Here is a 16,302-nt window from a genome sequence, read left to right as displayed (position 1 = left end):
GGCGCGGGCCGGCATCTGGCCTTACGGGCGGATCTCGATCAGCGTGCCATCTTTCACCAGTGTCCAGATTTCGCGCATGTCGCGGTTGCTCAGCGCGATGCAGCCCTCGGTCCAGTCGAGGGTGTGGAAGAACCACTCCGGATACTCCTCATCCAGCGGCGTGCCGTGAAGCATGATCATGCTCCCTGGCGCTACGCCTTCCTGTTGCGCACGGGCCAGATCGCGGGCGTTGGGGTAGGAGATGTGCATCGACAGGTTGTACTTGTCGCTGGTCTTGCGCCAGTCGATCCAGTAGAAGCCTTCCGGCGTGCGCTTGTCGCCTTCGCGCAGCTTTGCGCCGTTGGGTTGTTTGCCCAGCGAAACGCGATAGCTCTTGAGTGTCTGGCCTGCGCTGACCAGATGGAGTTTGCGCTCCGACTTGATCACCAGCACTTTGTCTATGGGCGACCCGTCCAGGCTGGGCGTCGCATTGGCATGGGAGAACGCGGTAAAGGTGACGCAGAGCAGGGCGAGCAGCCAACGCATCGAGGCTTTCCTTCGAACTTCATCAGACCTGTATGTGCCAGCCGGGCCGGCACACGCTTCAGTCTGCGCGGGCGTGGTCCTGCTGGCGGTTGCGATAGCTTGTCACGGCCTCGTTGCGCACCGGGAAGGTCTGCTGCACCCGGTCGGCGAAGAAGCATTCTAGGGTACGGCCGATGGTCGGAAAAGCCAGCTCGGACCAAGGGATGTCCTGCTGATGAAAGAGCTTCACTTCCAGGCTTTCGTCCCCTGCGCAGAAGTCCAGGTCGACGAGCTGAGCGCGGAAGAACATGTAGACCTGATTGATATGCGGCAGGTCGAACAGGGTATATAGCTGCAGGTCACGCACCCTGGCGCAGGCTTCTTCGAGCGTTTCGCGCTCTGCGGCCTGCTGCATGGTTTCGCCGTTCTCCATGAAGCCGGCCGGCAGGGTCCAGTAGCCCCGGCGCGGCTCGATCGCGCGCCGACAGAGCAGCACGCGATCATCCCAGACAGGTACGCAGCCGGCGACGATTCTCGGGTTCTGATAGTGCACCGTTTGGCAGCTGTCGCAGACGAAGCGCGGTCGGTTGTCGCCGTCCGGTACGCGGACCAGCACCGGATCGCCGCACTGGTTGCAGTATTTCATGGGCGCATTCCTGTTCGTTCCGGGAAATATTGGGCCGTTCACACGGATTGGGCAAGGCGGCAGCACGCCGTTGAGACTGGAGCAAACCTGTCTGGTTCGCAGTTGTAACATCGATATCGTATCGAGGCGTTGGGGCGTCTCGTTTGGCGCTCTCCGGGCCTTGGGCCGTTCCGCCTTTCATGCCATGATGCCGATCAAAGACGAAACGAGAAAGTTCATGCTGGACACAATACTCCACCGGGTGCGCGCTCATTCCCCGCATCTTCTGGAGCCGGAAGGCCGCCTGCCCGAGGCAGCCGTGTTGATGCCGATTACCCGCAGCGAGTCGCCGGAGCTGGTGCTGACGCTCCGTGCCGCCGGGCTTTCCACCCATGGTGGAGAAGTGGCGTTCCCCGGCGGTCGACGCGATCCGGAAGACCGCGATCTGCTGCACACCGCACTGCGTGAGGCCGAGGAAGAGGTAGGCCTGGCGCCAGGCATGGTCGAGGTCGTCGGCCCGCTCAGCAGCCTGGTGTCGGTGCATGGCATCCACGTCACGCCTTATGTCGGCCTGGTTCCGGACTATGTCGAGTACCGCGCCAACGATGCCGAAATCGCCTCGGTGTTCTCCGTGCCGCTGGAATTCTTCTGCGAGGATCCACGCGAGGTCACGCACCGCATCGATTACCAGGGGCATAGCTGGTACATCCCGTCCTACCGCTATGGCGAATACCAGATATGGGGTCTGACCGCGATCATGATCGTCGAGCTGGTCAATGTCATATACGACGCCGGCATTGAAATGCGCCGCGCGCCTGCCGCATTCATCGATCTGTCCGGACGGCGCGAGCCCTGAGCGCCGCCGCAGGGTCGAGCGGCATACCTGTGGCCTGAGTACAACTGACAAGAAGAGGTGTGTCGTGAAATACCGTCTGGGAGAATCGCGGGTCGAAGCGCATCCGCAAAGCTGGGTAGCCCCCAATGCCACGCTGGTCGGCAAGATTCGGCTGGATGCTGGCGCCAGTGTCTGGTTTGGCGCCGTTCTGCGTGGTGACAACGAGCTGATCCACATCGGTGAGAACAGCAACGTGCAAGACGGCAGCGTGATGCACACCGACATGGGGCATCCGTTGACCCTGGGTACTGGCGTCACGGTTGGCCACAACGCCATGTTGCACGGCTGTACGGTCGGTGATTACAGCCTGATCGGCATCAACGCGGTGGTGCTCAACGGCGCGAAGATCGGCAAGCACTGCATCATCGGCGCCAACACCCTGATTGCCGAGGGCAAGGAAATTCCCGATGGCTCACTGGTGGTCGGCTCGCCGGGCAAAGTGGTGCGCGAGCTGAGCGATGAGCAGAAGAAGATGCTCGAAGCCAGTGCCGCTCACTATGTGCATAACGCTCAGCGCTACGCGCGTGAGCTGGAGCGCGATGAGTGATCACCCAGGAAAAGCCGGTCGCATCGCCCTGCGTCAGTCTCTGCGCTCTGGATGAGGACGACCTGTGCGTCGGTTGCCAGCGCAGCGCGGATGAGATCCGCCGCTGGGGGTTGATGGACAACGAGGAGCGGCGCCAGGTGCTCCTGCGCTGCCATGAGAGAGCCCGTCTTGGCGGCCAGCTGATTTAGGGCGCAGCCGCGCCCGGTTCTATCTGAGAGGAATCCCATGCCGCGAATAGGCACCCCATTGTCTTCCGGCGCTACCCGTGTGCTGCTCTGTGGTTGCGGTGAGCTGGGCAAGGAGTTGGTCATCGAGCTGCAGCGGCTCGGCGTGGAGGTGATCGCCGTGGATCGCTATGCCAACGCCCCGGCCATGCAGGTTGCGCACCGCAGTCACGTGGTCGACATGCTCGACGGTGCTGCGCTGCGCGCGGTGATCGAGCAGGAGCGCCCGCATTACATCGTGCCGGAGATCGAGGCCATCGCCACCGCTACCCTGGTCGAGCTGGAGGGTGAAGGCTACACCGTGATACCCACGGCCCGTGCCGCGCAGCTGACGATGAATCGCGAAGGCATTCGTCGCCTGGCTGCAGAGGAGCTGGGCCTGCCGACCTCACCCTATCGCTTTGCGGATTCGCCGGAGGAGTGTCGCTCGGCGGCGATGGCTCTGGGCTTTCCCTGTCTGGTCAAGCCGGTGATGAGCTCGTCCGGCAAGGGGCAGTCGGTGTTGCGCAGCGAAGCCGATATCGATGCCGCCTGGGATTATGCGCAGGCCGGCGGTCGTGCAGGTCGCGGCCGGGTCATCGTCGAGGGCTTCATCGACTTCGATTACGAAATCACTTTGCTGACGGTGCGCCACGCCGGTGGCACGAGTTTCTGCGAGCCGGTCGGCCACCGCCAGGAGAAGGGCGACTATCAGGAGTCGTGGCAGCCGCAGCCGATGGCGCCGGCGGCGATGGCCGAGGCTAAGCGCATCGCATTGGCGGTCACTGAGGCGTTGGGTGGGTGGGGCATCTTTGGTGTCGAGTTGTTCGTCAAGGGCGATCAGGTCTGGTTCTGCGAGATTTCTCCGCGTCCTCACGATACCGGCCTTGTGACACTGGTTTCGCAGGATCTGTCCGAGTTCGCGCTGCATGCACGAGCCATTCTCGGCCTGCCGATTCCGAGTATCCGCCAGATGGGCCCGGCGGCTTCAGCGGTGATCCTGGTAGAAGGCGAATCTACCGAAGTGAGCTTCGGCAATCTCGCTGCTGCGCTTGCAGAACCGGATACCGCGCTGCGTCTGTTCGGCAAGCCCGGTGTCAGCGGCCAGCGGCGCATGGGGGTCGCGCTGGCGCGGGATGTATCCATCGAAGCGGCGAGAGAGAAGGCGTTGCGGGCAGCTGCTGCGGTGAAAGTGGAGCTGTGAGGCCTGTCGAGCCGGCTTGCTGCCGGCTCGGTTACTCGGGTTGTTGCTCGTCCGAGGGGGTATCGTCGATGGTCCAGGCGCGTACGCTTTTCACGCGGTTATCGGCCGCTTGCAGGATTTCCAGGCGGTAGTTGCCGATCTGCAAGCAGATACCGCTATCGGGCATGTGCTCAAGGGCTTCGGTGATGAGCCCATTGAGCGTCTTGGGGCCGTCGCAAGGCAACTTCCACCCCAAGGCGCGGTTTACCTCGCGAATATAGGCGGCGCCATCGATCACCAGTGTGCCGTCGTCCTGCGGGTGAATATCTGGGCTGCGCAGCACGTCCTGATTGCTGAACTCTCCGACGATCTCTTCGAGGATGTCTTCGAGCGTGACGATGCCGCGTACGTCGCCGTATTCGTCGACCACGATGCCGATCCGCCGCTTCTGCTTCTGGAAGTTCAGCAACTGGGTGGAAAGCGGAGTATTTTCCGGCACGAAATAGGGTTCGTTACAGGCTTCGAGCAGGCTTTCCTTGGTCAGCTGGTCATGGCTGAGCAGGCGAGCAATCTGTCGCATGTGGACGATGCCCTCGATCTGGTTGATGTCGTTGCGGAACACCGGCAGACGCGTGTGTGGCGTGGTGCGCAGCTGGCCGATGATCGATTCCAGATCGTCATCGAGATCGATCCCGGTGACCTCGTTACGCGGGATCATGATGTCGTCGACGGTGACCCGCTCCAGATCGAGAATGCCGAGCAGCATGCTCTGCCGATTCAGCGGCAGGTCGGTGCCGGATTCGCGTACGACGCTGCGTAGCTCCTCGGTGGAAAGGCTGTCGTTGCCCTTGTTGGACAGGTCGACGCCAAGCAGTTTGAGCAGCCCGTTGCTTACCCAGCCAAGCATGGCAACCAGCGGATAAAGCACCTTCTGTAGCAGCTTCAGTGGCAGGCTGACCGGGTAGGCGACAATCTCCGGGCGTAGCGCGGCCAGGGTCTTCGGCGTGATTTCGCCGAAGATCAGCAAGATGATGGTCAGGCCGATGGTGGCAATCGCGATCCCTGCTTCGCCCCATAGCTGCATGGCGAGCACGGTGGCGATGGACGAGGCCAGGATGTTGACGAAGTTGTTGCCAACCAGGATGGTGCCCAGCAGGCGATCAGGATGGGCCAGCAGTTCGCTGGCGCGCTGCGCGCCTCGATGACCTTCTTTGGCCTGATGCTTGAGGCGATAGCGGTTGAGGCTCAGCATGCCGGTTTCGGAGCTGGAGAAGAACGCCGAGCACAACAGCAGAAAGACCAGCAGTCCGACCAGAAAGCCGGGGTGTAGATTTTCCACGGGTTAGCCTGTTTGCGTCAGATGTGCAGGATGAATTCGCGGACCAGCTTGCTGCCGAAATACGCCAGCATCAGCAGGCAGAATCCGGCCAGTGTCCAGCGGATGGCCTTGTAGCCGCGCCAGCCAAGCTGGTGGCGCCCCCACAGCAGCAGGCCGAAGACGATCCAGGCAACCACCGAAAGGAGTGTCTTGTGGACCAGATGCTGCGCAAAAAGGTCATCAAGAAACAGCCAGCCGGAAAGCAGGGAAGAGGACAGCAGCAGCCAGCCTGCCCAGAGGAAGCCGAACAGCAGGCTTTCCATCGTTTGCAGGGGCGGGAAGTTGCGGATCAGTCCCGACGGGTGCTTGTGCTTGAGGTGATGATCCTGCAGCAGCAGCAGCAAGGCCTGGAAGACCGCAATGGTCAGCATGCCGTAGGCCAGGATCGACAACAGGATATGCGCGAGTATGCCGGGCTCCTCGGCAATCGCAGGTGCAGTACCGGATGGGGCGAACTGGGCGAAGAGTACCGTCAGACAGCCCAGCGGAAAGAGCAGCAGCAGCAGGTTTTCCACTGGCATCCGATGCAGCGCCAGCAGTATCAGCAGGATGACCGCAGCGGCAATCAGGCTCGAAGCGGTGAAGAAGTCCAGGTGCAGGCCGCTTGGCGACAGCAGTTGGATGAAAAGGCTGATCCCGTGGGCGAGCAGGGCGAGCAGTCCGACTGCCAGCAGCAGACGTCTGTCCGGCACGGCGCGTTGTGCCAGACGCAAACTTTGATAACCCGTGGCGCCGGCATACAGAGCCGCGGCGGCAAGGCTGGGTAGCAGAGGGTGCATAAGTTCCGGTAACGGGCTCGAAAGGTCGTGAGTGTGGCACAAAGACCCGAGGCGCAAAAGCGGCGGTCGGGTTATGGATCGTCACGGCGTGCGATGCGCCTATCCATCCCTGGTTTCAGGTCGCGCGGGAGCTGGCGCTCGGCCAGGTAAATACGAAAAGCCGTGCAGTCGGGGTACCGGCCGGACGCCCGCACCTTCTATAATCTCGCCCTTCAGCACTCCAGCGTGGAATGGCTCATGTTCGAAAACCTAACCGACCGCCTCTCACAAACGCTTCGCCACGTTACCGGCAAGGCGAAGCTGACCGAGGACAACATCAAGGACACACTGCGTGAAGTACGGATGGCGCTGCTCGAGGCCGACGTCGCACTGCCGGTGGTCAAGGAGTTCGTCAATCGGGTCAAGGAGCGCGCTGTTGGCACCGAGGTCTCGAAGAGCCTGACGCCGGGTCAGGCGTTCGTGAAGATCGTTCGCGCCGAGCTGGAAGAGTTGATGGGCGCGGCCAACGAGGACCTGGCGCTGCAGGTCACGCCGCCGGCCGTGGTGCTGATGGCCGGTCTGCAGGGGGCGGGCAAGACCACCACCGTAGGCAAGCTGGCGCGCTTCCTCAAGGAGCGCAAGAAGAAAAGCGTGCTGGTGGTTTCGGCTGACGTCTATCGTCCGGCTGCGATCAAGCAGCTCGAAACCCTGGCCGGCGAAGTGGGTGTGACCTTCTTCCCTTCCGATATCAGCCAGAAGCCGGTGGAGATCGCCCAGGCGGCCATCCGCGAAGCCAAGCTGAAGTTCATCGATGTGGTGCTGGTGGATACCGCCGGTCGTCTGGCCGTCGATGCCGAGATGATGGCCGAGATCCAGGCCGTACACGCCGCTATCAATCCTGCCGAAACGCTGTTCGTGGTCGATGCGATGACGGGCCAGGACGCGGCAAACACCGCCAAGGCGTTCGGCGAAGCACTGCCGCTGACCGGTGTGGTGCTGACCAAGGTGGATGGCGATGCGCGTGGCGGTGCCGCGCTGTCGGTGCGGCACGTGACCGGGAAGCCGATCAAGTTCCTCGGCATGGGCGAGAAGAGTGATGCCCTGGAGCCTTTCCATCCGGATCGGATCGCCTCGCGCATCCTCGGCATGGGCGATGTGCTCAGCCTCATCGAGCAGGCCGAGCAGACCCTTGATCGCGAGAAGGCCGAAAAGCTCACCAAGAAGCTCAAGAAGGGCAAAGGGTTCGATCTCGAGGACTTCCGCGATCAACTGCAGCAGATGAAGAACATGGGTGGCCTCGGTGGCTTGATGGACAAGCTGCCGTCGATCGGTGGCGTCAACCTGTCGCAGATGGGGCACGCTCAGGGCGCAGCCGAGAAGCAGTTCAAGCAGATGGAGGCGATCATCAACTCGATGACGCCTGCCGAACGACGCAATCCAGACATCATCAGCGGCTCGCGCAAGCGCCGTATCGCCATGGGCTCAGGCACCCAGGTTCAGGACATCGGCCGGCTCATCAAGCAGCACAAACAGATGCAGAAGATGATGAAAAAGGTCACCGGCAAAGGCGGCATGACCAAGATGATGCGCGGTATGGGTGGGATGTTCCCAGGCGGCGGTATGCCGAAGTTCTAGAGGGTGGCTTGTCGCGGCGCTGAGCCGCGACGTCATGCGGTCTGCAGCCTGATGCCCGGCATCGCCTCGTTCAGGCTGACGCCTTTAGTAAAAGAGTTTGCAAAATCCCCGGCATTCCTTAAAATGTGCGGCCTTTCGGGCCTAGGCCCATTTTAAGTGTGTGCCTTAAGTAAGTTAGCACCGACTACAGGAACGATGTTCACATGGTAACTATTCGTCTCGCCCGTGGCGGCTCCAAGAAGCGCCCTTTCTACCACCTGACCGTGACCAACAGCCGCAACCCGCGCGATGGTCGCTTCGTCGAGCGCATCGGTTTCTTCAATCCGATCGCCACTGGTGCGGAAGTGAAGCTCTCTGTAAACCAAGAGCGCGCTACTTACTGGCTGAGCCAGGGCGCACAGCCGTCTGAGCGCGTTGCTCAGCTGCTGAAGGAAGCTGCCAAGGCCGCTGCCTGAATCGCATGAACGCAACGTCTGCTCCGGTCGATGACCTGGTTGTCATCGGCAAGATCGTTTCGGTGCATGGCGTGCGCGGTGACGTAAAGGTCTATTCCTTTACCGATCCGATCGACAACCTGCTGGACTATCGACGCTGGACGCTAAGGCGAGGCGACGAAGTGAAGCAGGTCGAGTTGGTCAAGGGGCGCCTCCAGGGGAAGATTCTGGTGGCAACGCTGAAGGGTTTGGATGATCGCGAAGTGGCGCGTACCTACGCCGATTTCGAGATATGCATCCCGCGTAGCGAACTGCCCGCCTTGGACGACGGTGAGTACTACTGGTATCAGCTTCAGGGTTTGAAGGTCATCAATCAGGCTGGGCAGTTGCTTGGTCAGATCGATCACCTGCTCGAAACCGGAGCCAACGACGTGATGGTCTTGAAGCCTTGCGCTGAAAGCCTGGACGATCGCGAGCGTCTGCTGCCTTACACCGATCAATGCGTGTTGAAGATCGATCTGGTAGCGGGCGAGATGCAGGTCGATTGGGACGCGGATTTCTGAACGGCATGTCCGCTTTGCGCGTCGAGGTCATCAGCCTGTTCCCGGATATGTTCGCAGCGATATGTGACTACGGGATTACCAGTCGTGCGGTCAAGCAGGGGTTGTTGCAGTTGAACTGCTGGAATCCCAGAAGCTACACCGAAGACCGCCACCAGACGGTGGACGACCGTCCGTTCGGCGGTGGTCCCGGCATGGTGATGAAGATCAAACCGCTCGAGCTTGCCTTGGCTGACGCCAAACAGGCTGCGGGCGAGACTGCGAAGGTGATCTACCTGTCGCCGCAGGGGCGTCAGCTGAAACAGGCTGATGTCCGCGAGATGGCAAAAGAGGATGCGCTTATCCTGATTGCCGGTCGCTACGAAGGTATTGATGAGCGCTTCATCGAAGCGCATGTCGATGAGGAATGGTCGATTGGTGACTATGTACTGTCCGGCGGCGAGCTGCCGGCAATGGTCCTGATCGATGCCGTGACCAGGCTGCTTCCGGGTGCCCTGGGTCATGCTGGTTCCGCCGAGGAGGATTCGTTCACCGACGGCCTGCTCGACTGTCCGCACTACACGCGGCCTGAGGTGTATGCGGGTAAATGTGTTCCTGATGTGCTGCTCAGCGGCAATCACGAACACATCCGGCGCTGGCGCTTGCAGCAGTCCCTTGGACGGACCTGGGAGCGACGCGCCGATCTTCTGGATAGCCGCTCGCTTTCTGGAGAAGAACAGAAGCTGCTGGCGGAATACATCCGCCAGCGGGACGATAGTTAACGTATCGATGGCAACCCACAGGGTTGACCTTAGGAGCACAGCATGACCAACAAGATCATTCAGCAGCTCGAAGCCGAGCAGATGAACAAAGAAATCCCGCCGTTCGCACCGGGCGACACCGTTATCGTTCAGGTGAAGGTGAAGGAAGGCGAGCGTCAGCGTCTGCAGGCCTTCGAAGGCGTCGTGATCGGCAAGCGCAACCGCGGCCTGAACAGTGCTTTCACCGTTCGCAAGATTTCCAATGGTGTAGGTGTCGAGCGTACTTTCCAGAGCTACAGCCCTATGGTCGACAGCATCAGCGTCAAGCGTCGCGGTGACGTGCGCAAGGCCAAGCTGTACTATCTCCGCGCGCTGTCCGGCAAGGCCGCCCGCATCAAGGAAAAGCTGGTCTAAGACCGCTGTTCCGCAAAAAAAGCAGCCCGAGGGCTGCTTTTTTCGTTTCTAGGGCTTGCCGATTCCGGCAGAGCGAGACGGTTGCCCTGCGATTGTGCGGCGATCAAATGAAGGGAGAGCGATTCGTTTGCGCTCTGGTCGCATCGGATCGCCTGTGGAAAACTGTTGTACCCGTTCTGATTGAAGCTGTCATGCCCGCACTCGACGATCCCATCATCGACCGTTACCTTGATGCGCTCTGGCTGGAAAAAGGGCTGACGGACAATAGCCGCGAGGCCTACCGCAGCGACCTCGCATTGTTCAACGGCTGGCTGGAGGAGCAGGGTGTTCGTCTCGTCACCGCCGGGCGCGAGATCATTCTGGATCACCTCGCATGGCGTCTGAACAACGGCTACAAGGCGCGCTCCACAGCGCGCTTTCTGTCAGGGTTAAGAGGCTTTTATCGCTACCTGTTGCGCGAGAGCGAGATCGCCGTCGATCCGACCTTGCGCGTGGATCTTCCGCGGCTCGGGCGCCCCTTGCCCAAGGCGTTGTCCGAGGCCGATGTAGAGGCATTGCTGGCTGCGCCGGATACTGGCGAGCCGTTAGGGCTGCGTGATCGCGCCATGCTCGAGGTGCTTTATGCCTGTGGGTTGCGGGTTACCGAGTTGATCAGCCTGACGCTCGAGCAGGTCAGCATGCGCCAGGGCGTCGTGCGAACGTTCGGCAAAGGCAATAAAGAGCGTCTTGTGCCACTTGGCGATGAGGCTTTGCACTGGCTGGAGCGTTATCAGCGCGATGGTCGTGAGCCCTTGCTCTCAGGCAAGGCCAGCGATGTGCTGTTTCCAAGTCAGCGCGGTGATCAGATGACGCGCCAGACCTTCTGGCACCGAATCAAGCTGCACGCGAAGGTCGCCGGTATCGCCACGTCGATTTCACCGCATACCTTGCGCCACGCTTTCGCCACCCATTTGCTGAACCATGGTGCGGATCTGCGTACCGTGCAGATGCTCCTTGGTCATAGCGACCTGTCGACCACTCAGATCTACACCCACATCGCGCGAGCGCGGTTGCAGGAGTTGCATGCGGCGCACCACCCGCGTGGCTAGGTAAAGCGCTGGTGCTAGAGTAGGCCAATGGTCTCAGCGGCGGTCCAGAGAAGCAGCTAGCAGTTTGTACGGCATGGCTATGATAGGCTTTGCGCCTTTCCCGATTGTCGCTGCCAGGAGTTCCCATGGGCGTGATTCGTTTGTTCGCTGCCGCCGTTGCAGGTCTGGCCAGCACTGTTGTAATGGCCGCCGATCCGGATCAGGCAATTCGCCAGTCTTTGCAGAAGATCCAGCCGGACATGCCGATCGAGGCCATTGCCGAGAGCCCGATGCCGGGGGTTTATCAAGTTCAACTGGAAGGTGGGCGGCAGCTGTATGCCAGCGCTGATGGGCAGTTCGTCATCCAGGGCTATCTCTACCAGTTCAAGGATGGTCAGGCCGTCAACCTGACCGAGCAAGCTCAAAGCAAGTCGGTGGCCAAGCAGATCAACTCGATCCCCGCCAGCGAGATGGTGGTGTTTGCGCCCAAGGATCCCAAGACCCATATCACCGTGTTTACCGATACTGACTGCGGCTACTGCCAGAAGCTGCACAGCGAGGTTGCGCAGCTGAATCGTCTCGGTGTCGAGGTTCGCTATGTCGCGTTTCCGCGGCAGGGCATGGGTAGCCATGGGGCCAATACCCTGACCAGCGTATGGTGCGCTAAGGATCGCCAGGACGCCATGAACAAGGCCAAGGCGCGCGAAGAGCTGCCTGCAGCCAGCTGCGAGACACCTATCGCCAAGCAGTATCAGCTTGGCCAGATGATCGGCGTACAGGGCACGCCCGCCATCATTCTCGCCAACGGTCAGATGATTCCCGGCTATCAGCCAGCGGCCCAGCTGGCCGAAGTTGCGCTCGGCGCCGAGTAATGCTGCCGAGGCCATTGGTCCGATTCGTTCGGGCTGATTGCCGATAGTGGAACTGGCTGGCCTGATGCGTTCAAACCCTATGGGTCTGAATGAGGTGGGTCGTGATGAAGCTCGAAGGTTCCTGTCACTGTCAGGCTGTGCGGTTCAGCCTTGAATCCGCGCAGCCGTATCCTTTCATGCGCTGCTACTGTTCGATCTGCCGCAAGACGGCGGGAGGTGGCGGCTACGCGATCAATCTTGGCGGTGATTATCGAAGCCTGCAGGTCGAGGGGCGGGAGCATCTTGGCGTCTACCAGGCGCGTATCACCGATGCCGAGACTGGCGAGGTAAAGATCAGTGATGGTCGCCGTCACTTCTGTCGGCACTGCGCCAGTGCGTTGTGGCTGTGGGATCCGAACTGGCCCGAACTGGTGCATCCTTTTGCATCGGCGATCGACACCGATCTGCCTATCCCGCCGGAGCACACGCATCTGATGCTCGACTCCAAGGCGAGCTGGGTAGAGCCGCAGGTACAGGGACACGATCGCTGTTTTGCCGAATACCCGGACGAATCGCTCGCGCAATGGCATCAGCGGTTGGGGCTTGACGCCGGGGCACGCCCGCCGCAAGGCGAGGCTGATTGACTAAAAGCTGCTCCCTTCGTAATGTGCGACTCTTTTGTCGACCGGCAGGTCCGGTCGTCTCGCTGTGAATGGGGAGTTCAGCTTGAAACCGGTGAAAGTTGGCATCTGTGGGCTGGGGACCGTCGGTGGCGGTACCTTCAATGTGCTCAAACGCAACGCCGAGGAGATTGCCCGCCGTGCCGGGCGCGGAATCGAGGTTGCGCAGATTGCCACCCGGCACCCGAATCCCAAGTGCGATACCGGTACGACAGCCATCACGGCGGACATCTTCGATGTCGTGAACAACCCCGAAATCGACATCGTCGTCGAGCTGATCGGCGGTTATACGCTGGCCAAGGAACTCGTCCTCAAGGCCATCGAGAATGGCAAGCACGTGGTCACCGCCAACAAGGCGCTGATCGCCGTGCACGGCAATGAAATCTTCGCCAAGGCGTGCGAGAAAGGCGTCATCGTCGCCTTCGAAGCCTCGGTCGCGGGTGGTATCCCGGTGATCAAGGCGATTCGTGAAGGATTGGCTGGTAACCGCATCAACTGGCTGGCGGGCATCATCAACGGCACCGGCAACTTCATCCTCACCGAGATGCGTGAAAAGGGCCGCACCTTCGAGGACGTCCTCAAGGAGGCCCAGGAGCTAGGCTACGCCGAGGCCGACCCGACCTTCGACGTCGAGGGCATCGATGCCGCGCACAAGCTGACGATCCTGGCGTCCATCGCTTTCGGGATCCCGCTGCAGTTCGACAAGGCTTATACCGAGGGCATCGCGCGCCTGACCACGGCTGATGTGAATTACGCCGAAGCGCTGGGCTATCGCATCAAGCACCTGGGCGTCGCGCGCCGCACCGATGCTGGCATCGAACTGCGCGTTCACCCGACGCTGATACCGGCCGACCGCCTGATCGCCAACGTCAACGGCGTGATGAACGCCGTCATGGTCAATGGCGATGCCGTCGGCAGCACGCTCTACTACGGTGCCGGTGCCGGCATGGAGCCGACCGCTTCGGCAGTCGTGGCGGACCTCGTGGATGTGACCCGGGCCCTGACCACCGATCCGAACAATCGCGTGCCGCATCTGGCGTTTCAGCCCGACTCGCTGTCCGATCATCCGATTCTGCCGATCAGTGCCTGCGAGAGCGCCTACTACCTGCGCATCCAGGCCAAGGATCATCCGGGCGTGCTGGCTCAGGTGGCGACCATTCTCTCCGAGCGTGGCATCAACATCGAGTCGATCATGCAGAAGGAAGCCGAGGTCCAGGACGGCCTGGTTCCTGTGATTCTGGTGACTCATCGAGTGGTCGAGCAGCGTATCGACGATGCTATCGCTGCGTTGGAAGCCCTTGATGATGTGGCGGACAAGGTCGTGCGCATTCGCGTCGAACAGCTCAATTAACTGAAGCCGGAAGCCGGAAGCCGGAAGCCAGAAGCCAGAACGCTTCAAGCTTCAAGCTTCAAGCTTCAAGCTCAAACCGAAGGTTTGAAAAATGCGCTACATCAGCACTCGCGGCCAGGCACCGGCCCTGAACTTCGAAGACGTCCTGCTGGCCGGCCTGGCCAGCGATGGCGGCCTCTACGTGCCGGAGAACCTGCCACGGTTCACCGTGGAAGAAATTGCCTCCTGGGCCGGCCTGCCGTATCACGAGCTGGCTTTTCGGGTCATGCGCCCGTTCGTTGCCGGCAGCATACCGGACGCCGACTTCAAGCGAATCCTCGAAGAAACCTACGGCGTCTTCGCCCATAGCGCCATCGCCCCGCTGCGTCAGCTGAACGGCAACGAGTGGGTGCTCGAGCTGTTCCACGGCCCGACCCTGGCGTTCAAGGATTTCGCCCTGCAGCTGCTCGGCCGCCTGCTCGATTACGTACTGGCCAAGCGCGGCGAGCGCGTGGTGATCATGGGCGCGACTTCCGGCGATACCGGTTCGGCTGCCATCGAAGGCTGCCGCCGTTGCGAGAACGTCGACATCTTCATCCTGCATCCGCACCAGCGTGTATCGGAAGTACAGCGTCGGCAGATGACTACCATTCTCGGCGACAACATTCACAACATCGCCATCGAAGGCAACTTCGACGACTGCCAGGAGATGGTCAAGGCCAGCTTTGCCGACCAGGGTTTTCTCAAGGGCACCCGTCTGGTGGCGGTCAATTCGATCAACTGGGCGCGGATCATGGCCCAGATCGTCTACTACTTCCACGCTGCACTGCAGCTCGGCGGTCCGGCGCGCTCGGTGGCGTTCTCGGTGCCGACCGGCAATTTCGGCGACATCTTCGCCGGCTATCTGGCGCGCAACATGGGCCTGCCGATCAACCAGCTGATCGTCGCCACCAACCGCAACGACATCCTGCATCGCTTCATGTCCGGCAACCGCTACGACAAGGAAACCCTGCACGCGTCGCTGTCGCCGTCGATGGACATCATGGTCTCGTCGAATTTCGAGCGTCTGCTGTTCGACCTGCATGGCCGCAATGGCAAGGCCGTGGCCGAGTTGCTGGATGGCTTCCGTGCCAGCGGCAAGCTGTCGGTGGAAGAAGAGCGCTGGACTGAAGCGCGCAAGCTGTTCGATTCGCTGGCCGTGGATGACGAGCAGACCTGCGCCACCATCGCCCAGATCTTCAAAGAAACCGGCGAGGTTCTCGATCCACACACGGCCATCGGCGTGCATGCTGCACGCGAATGCCGTCGCAGCCTGAGCATCCCGATGGTGACGCTGGGCACCGCGCATCCGGTGAAATTCCCCGAGGCGGTGGAAAAGGCCGGCGTTGGCAAGGCGCTGGAACTGCCGGCACATTTGACCGATCTCTTCGAGCGCCCAGAGCGCTGCACGGTCCTGGCCAACGAGCTACAAGCCGTGCAGGCCTTCGTCGGGCAGCACGGCAACCGCGGCAAGCCGCTGTAAGCAGCCATCAGCTGCAAGCTACAAGCTGCAAGTGGAAGCCGTCGGGGCCTGCTCTGGCGGCTTTTTCTTATGCGTCCAGTGTGGGTGAAGCTCAAAAGCATCGCCCCCGCGGCGATGCAGGCCGAAGGACTGCTTGGAGCTTGAGGCTTGAAGCTCAAGCCCGGCCGTCGTCATCAATCGGGGCTGATTACGCCAGCGAGGTTGACCGCCTCGAGCTTGTGGCTCAGGTGTCCCCTGAGGATATCCCCCAGGCGTTTCCCGTCCCGGTCGCGCAGTGCTTCGATCATCTCCTCGTGCTCGTTCATCGCCTTGCGCCAGAACGCCTCGTTCATTTCCATGGAATAACGGATTCTTTTGATTCGCTGGCTGAGGTTGTTGTACATCTCGAGCAGGATGGGGTTGCGCGACGCCTGGAGGATGCGCTCGTGAATCTGCTGGTTGGCATGGAAATAGGCCTGCAATTCCTTGCGTTGGTAGTGTCCGACCATCTGCTGGTGGAGCGTGCAGATGCGCTCCAGCTCCTCGTCGTCCAGGTGGCGGCAGGCCGCCTCGCCGGCAAGGCCTTCGAGGGCGGCCATCACGTCGTAGGTGTGCTCGACGTCGCTCAGGGTCAGCAGGCTGACGCGCGCGCCGCGGTTCGGCAGGATCTCCACCAAGCCCTCGGACGTCAGTACCTTCAGCGCTTCGCGTAGCGGCGTCCTGGAGATGCCGAATTTTTCGCAGAGGCGCTTTTCCGAGATTTTCTCCCCCGCCACCAGCGCTCCGTGCTCGATCAGCTCGCGAATCCGATTGGCGGCCTCCAAATAGAGAATCTTGTGCTGGATCTTTTCCACACTGGTTTCCTGCACGGGTAACGTCATATCGGCACCTGCTGGATCATGGGACGGCGAATTGGTTGGGCTGTGCTAGCTTTTGTATTAAGAATTCAAAATAGCGCAAAGCGTCGCTGGCGGAAACTTCCTTGCGATCGTGCGGA

19 protein-coding genes are annotated in these 16,302 nt (G+C 61.1%); 14 read left to right on the top strand and 5 right to left on the bottom strand.

The window, feature by feature from the left end:
• Nucleotides 1-21 precede the first annotated feature (21 nt).
• Together P5704_007600 and P5704_007595 are read right to left on the bottom strand one after the other, a co-directional pair.
• Nucleotides 22-525, bottom strand: a complete 504-nt coding sequence (locus P5704_007600; GenBank protein WOF80327.1) for a L,D-transpeptidase family protein — start codon at nt 523-525, stop codon at nt 22-24.
• Between the two features lie 58 nt (nt 526-583).
• Complete coding sequence (locus P5704_007595; GenBank protein WOF80326.1) at nt 584-1,150, bottom strand: NUDIX hydrolase; 567 nt, start codon at nt 1,148-1,150, stop codon at nt 584-586.
• Between the two features lie 217 nt (nt 1,151-1,367).
• On the opposite strand from P5704_007595, the gene P5704_007590 reads away from it, so the two are divergent.
• The 4 genes from P5704_007590 to purT all read left to right on the top strand — a co-directional run bounded on the left by P5704_007590 (nt 1,368) and on the right by purT (nt 3,978).
• Nucleotides 1,368-1,985, top strand: a complete 618-nt coding sequence (locus P5704_007590) for a CoA pyrophosphatase (GenBank protein ID WOF80325.1) — start codon at nt 1,368-1,370, stop codon at nt 1,983-1,985.
• Nucleotides 1,986-2,049: 64 nt separating this feature from the next.
• The gene (locus tag P5704_007585) at nt 2,050-2,571 is read left to right on the top strand and encodes a gamma carbonic anhydrase family protein (GenBank protein WOF80324.1); all 522 of its coding nucleotides are present in this window, start codon (nt 2,050-2,052) and stop codon (nt 2,569-2,571) included.
• Nucleotides 2,568-2,759: a DUF1289 domain-containing protein gene (locus P5704_007580; GenBank protein ID WOF80323.1), complete on the top strand. Its 192-nt coding sequence runs from the start codon at nt 2,568-2,570 to the stop codon at nt 2,757-2,759. The genes P5704_007585 and P5704_007580 overlap by 4 nt, the downstream gene beginning before the upstream one ends.
• A 37-nt stretch (nt 2,760-2,796) precedes the next feature.
• Nucleotides 2,797-3,978 carry a formate-dependent phosphoribosylglycinamide formyltransferase gene (gene purT / locus P5704_007575; protein ID WOF80322.1) on the top strand — a complete coding sequence of 394 codons (1,182 nt, stop codon included), beginning with the start codon at nt 2,797-2,799 and terminating at the stop codon, nt 3,976-3,978.
• A 31-nt stretch (nt 3,979-4,009) separates the two neighbouring features.
• On the opposite strand, the gene P5704_007570 is transcribed toward purT, so the two are convergent.
• Nucleotides 4,010-5,296: an HlyC/CorC family transporter gene (locus tag P5704_007570; GenBank protein ID WOF80321.1), complete on the bottom strand. Its 1,287-nt coding sequence runs from the start codon at nt 5,294-5,296 to the stop codon at nt 4,010-4,012.
• 17 nt (nt 5,297-5,313) lie between these two features.
• Entirely contained in the window at nt 5,314-6,114 is an 801-nt protein-coding gene (gene ccsA / locus P5704_007565; GenBank protein WOF80320.1) for a cytochrome c biogenesis protein CcsA, read from the bottom strand.
• Between the two features lie 237 nt (nt 6,115-6,351).
• Between ccsA and ffh the strand changes: the two genes are divergently transcribed.
• From ffh to thrC, 10 genes are all read left to right on the top strand, one after another.
• A complete protein-coding gene (gene ffh / locus P5704_007560) occupies nt 6,352-7,728 on the top strand; it encodes a signal recognition particle protein (GenBank protein ID WOF80319.1) in 1,377 nt (458 codons plus the stop codon).
• Nucleotides 7,729-7,931: 203 nt separating this feature from the next.
• The gene (rpsP, locus tag P5704_007555) at nt 7,932-8,183 is read left to right on the top strand and encodes a 30S ribosomal protein S16 (GenBank protein ID WOF80318.1); all 252 of its coding nucleotides are present in this window, start codon (nt 7,932-7,934) and stop codon (nt 8,181-8,183) included.
• A 5-nt stretch (nt 8,184-8,188) separates the two neighbouring features.
• Nucleotides 8,189-8,725: a ribosome maturation factor RimM gene (rimM, locus tag P5704_007550; protein ID WOF80317.1), complete on the top strand. Its 537-nt coding sequence runs from the start codon at nt 8,189-8,191 to the stop codon at nt 8,723-8,725.
• A 5-nt stretch (nt 8,726-8,730) separates the two neighbouring features.
• A complete protein-coding gene (trmD, locus tag P5704_007545; protein ID WOF80316.1) occupies nt 8,731-9,483 on the top strand; it encodes a tRNA (guanosine(37)-N1)-methyltransferase TrmD in 753 nt (250 codons plus the stop codon).
• Between the two features lie 42 nt (nt 9,484-9,525).
• Complete coding sequence (rplS, locus tag P5704_007540; GenBank protein ID WOF80315.1) at nt 9,526-9,876, top strand: 50S ribosomal protein L19; 351 nt, start codon at nt 9,526-9,528, stop codon at nt 9,874-9,876.
• Nucleotides 9,877-10,067: 191 nt separating this feature from the next.
• Nucleotides 10,068-10,964: a site-specific tyrosine recombinase XerD gene (xerD, locus tag P5704_007535; GenBank protein WOF80314.1), complete on the top strand. Its 897-nt coding sequence runs from the start codon at nt 10,068-10,070 to the stop codon at nt 10,962-10,964.
• Nucleotides 10,965-11,089: 125 nt separating this feature from the next.
• Complete coding sequence (locus tag P5704_007530) at nt 11,090-11,815, top strand: thioredoxin fold domain-containing protein (protein ID WOF80313.1); 726 nt, start codon at nt 11,090-11,092, stop codon at nt 11,813-11,815.
• Between the two features lie 104 nt (nt 11,816-11,919).
• Entirely contained in the window at nt 11,920-12,438 is a 519-nt protein-coding gene (locus P5704_007525; GenBank protein WOF81186.1) for a GFA family protein, read from the top strand.
• Nucleotides 12,439-12,520: 82 nt separating this feature from the next.
• Complete coding sequence (locus P5704_007520; GenBank protein ID WOF80312.1) at nt 12,521-13,825, top strand: homoserine dehydrogenase; 1,305 nt, start codon at nt 12,521-12,523, stop codon at nt 13,823-13,825.
• Nucleotides 13,826-13,916: 91 nt separating this feature from the next.
• The gene (thrC, locus tag P5704_007515; GenBank protein ID WOF80311.1) at nt 13,917-15,326 is read left to right on the top strand and encodes a threonine synthase; all 1,410 of its coding nucleotides are present in this window, start codon (nt 13,917-13,919) and stop codon (nt 15,324-15,326) included.
• Nucleotides 15,327-15,499: 173 nt separating this feature from the next.
• On the opposite strand, the gene P5704_007510 is transcribed toward thrC, so the two are convergent.
• Nucleotides 15,500-16,186, bottom strand: a complete 687-nt coding sequence (locus P5704_007510) for a GntR family transcriptional regulator (GenBank protein ID WOF80310.1) — start codon at nt 16,184-16,186, stop codon at nt 15,500-15,502.
• Between the last annotated feature and the right edge of the window lie 116 nt (nt 16,187-16,302).

This window comes from Pseudomonas sp. FeN3W (assembly GCA_030263805.2).
Classification (GTDB): Bacteria; Pseudomonadota; Gammaproteobacteria; order Pseudomonadales; family Pseudomonadaceae; genus Stutzerimonas; species Stutzerimonas stutzeri_G.
Note: the sequence above shows the minus strand (reverse complement) of the source record. Positions and strands in the feature narration are given on the sequence as shown.

Bases quoted from the DNA above. Each gene is read 5' to 3' on its own strand.
- P5704_007595 (WOF80326.1), bottom strand. From the start codon at position 1,150: ATGAAATACTGCAACCAGTGCGGCGATCCGGTGCTGGTCCGCGTACCG.
- P5704_007525 (WOF81186.1), top strand. From the start codon at position 11,920: ATGAAGCTCGAAGGTTCCTGTCACTGTCAGGCTGTGCGGTTCAGCCTT.
- thrC (WOF80311.1), top strand. From the start codon at position 13,917: ATGCGCTACATCAGCACTCGCGGCCAGGCACCGGCCCTGAACTTCGAA.
- P5704_007600 (WOF80327.1), bottom strand. From the start codon at position 525: ATGCGTTGGCTGCTCGCCCTGCTCTGCGTCACCTTTACCGCGTTCTCC.
- ffh (WOF80319.1), top strand. From the start codon at position 6,352: ATGTTCGAAAACCTAACCGACCGCCTCTCACAAACGCTTCGCCACGTT.
- trmD (WOF80316.1), top strand. From the start codon at position 8,731: ATGTCCGCTTTGCGCGTCGAGGTCATCAGCCTGTTCCCGGATATGTTC.
- ccsA (WOF80320.1), bottom strand. From the start codon at position 6,114: ATGCACCCTCTGCTACCCAGCCTTGCCGCCGCGGCTCTGTATGCCGGC.
- P5704_007510 (WOF80310.1), bottom strand. From the start codon at position 16,186: ATGACGTTACCCGTGCAGGAAACCAGTGTGGAAAAGATCCAGCACAAG.
- rpsP (WOF80318.1), top strand. From the start codon at position 7,932: ATGGTAACTATTCGTCTCGCCCGTGGCGGCTCCAAGAAGCGCCCTTTC.
- rimM (WOF80317.1), top strand. From the start codon at position 8,189: ATGAACGCAACGTCTGCTCCGGTCGATGACCTGGTTGTCATCGGCAAG.
- P5704_007530 (WOF80313.1), top strand. From the start codon at position 11,090: ATGGGCGTGATTCGTTTGTTCGCTGCCGCCGTTGCAGGTCTGGCCAGC.
- xerD (WOF80314.1), top strand. From the start codon at position 10,068: ATGCCCGCACTCGACGATCCCATCATCGACCGTTACCTTGATGCGCTC.
- purT (WOF80322.1), top strand. From the start codon at position 2,797: ATGCCGCGAATAGGCACCCCATTGTCTTCCGGCGCTACCCGTGTGCTG.
- rplS (WOF80315.1), top strand. From the start codon at position 9,526: ATGACCAACAAGATCATTCAGCAGCTCGAAGCCGAGCAGATGAACAAA.
- P5704_007590 (WOF80325.1), top strand. From the start codon at position 1,368: ATGCTGGACACAATACTCCACCGGGTGCGCGCTCATTCCCCGCATCTT.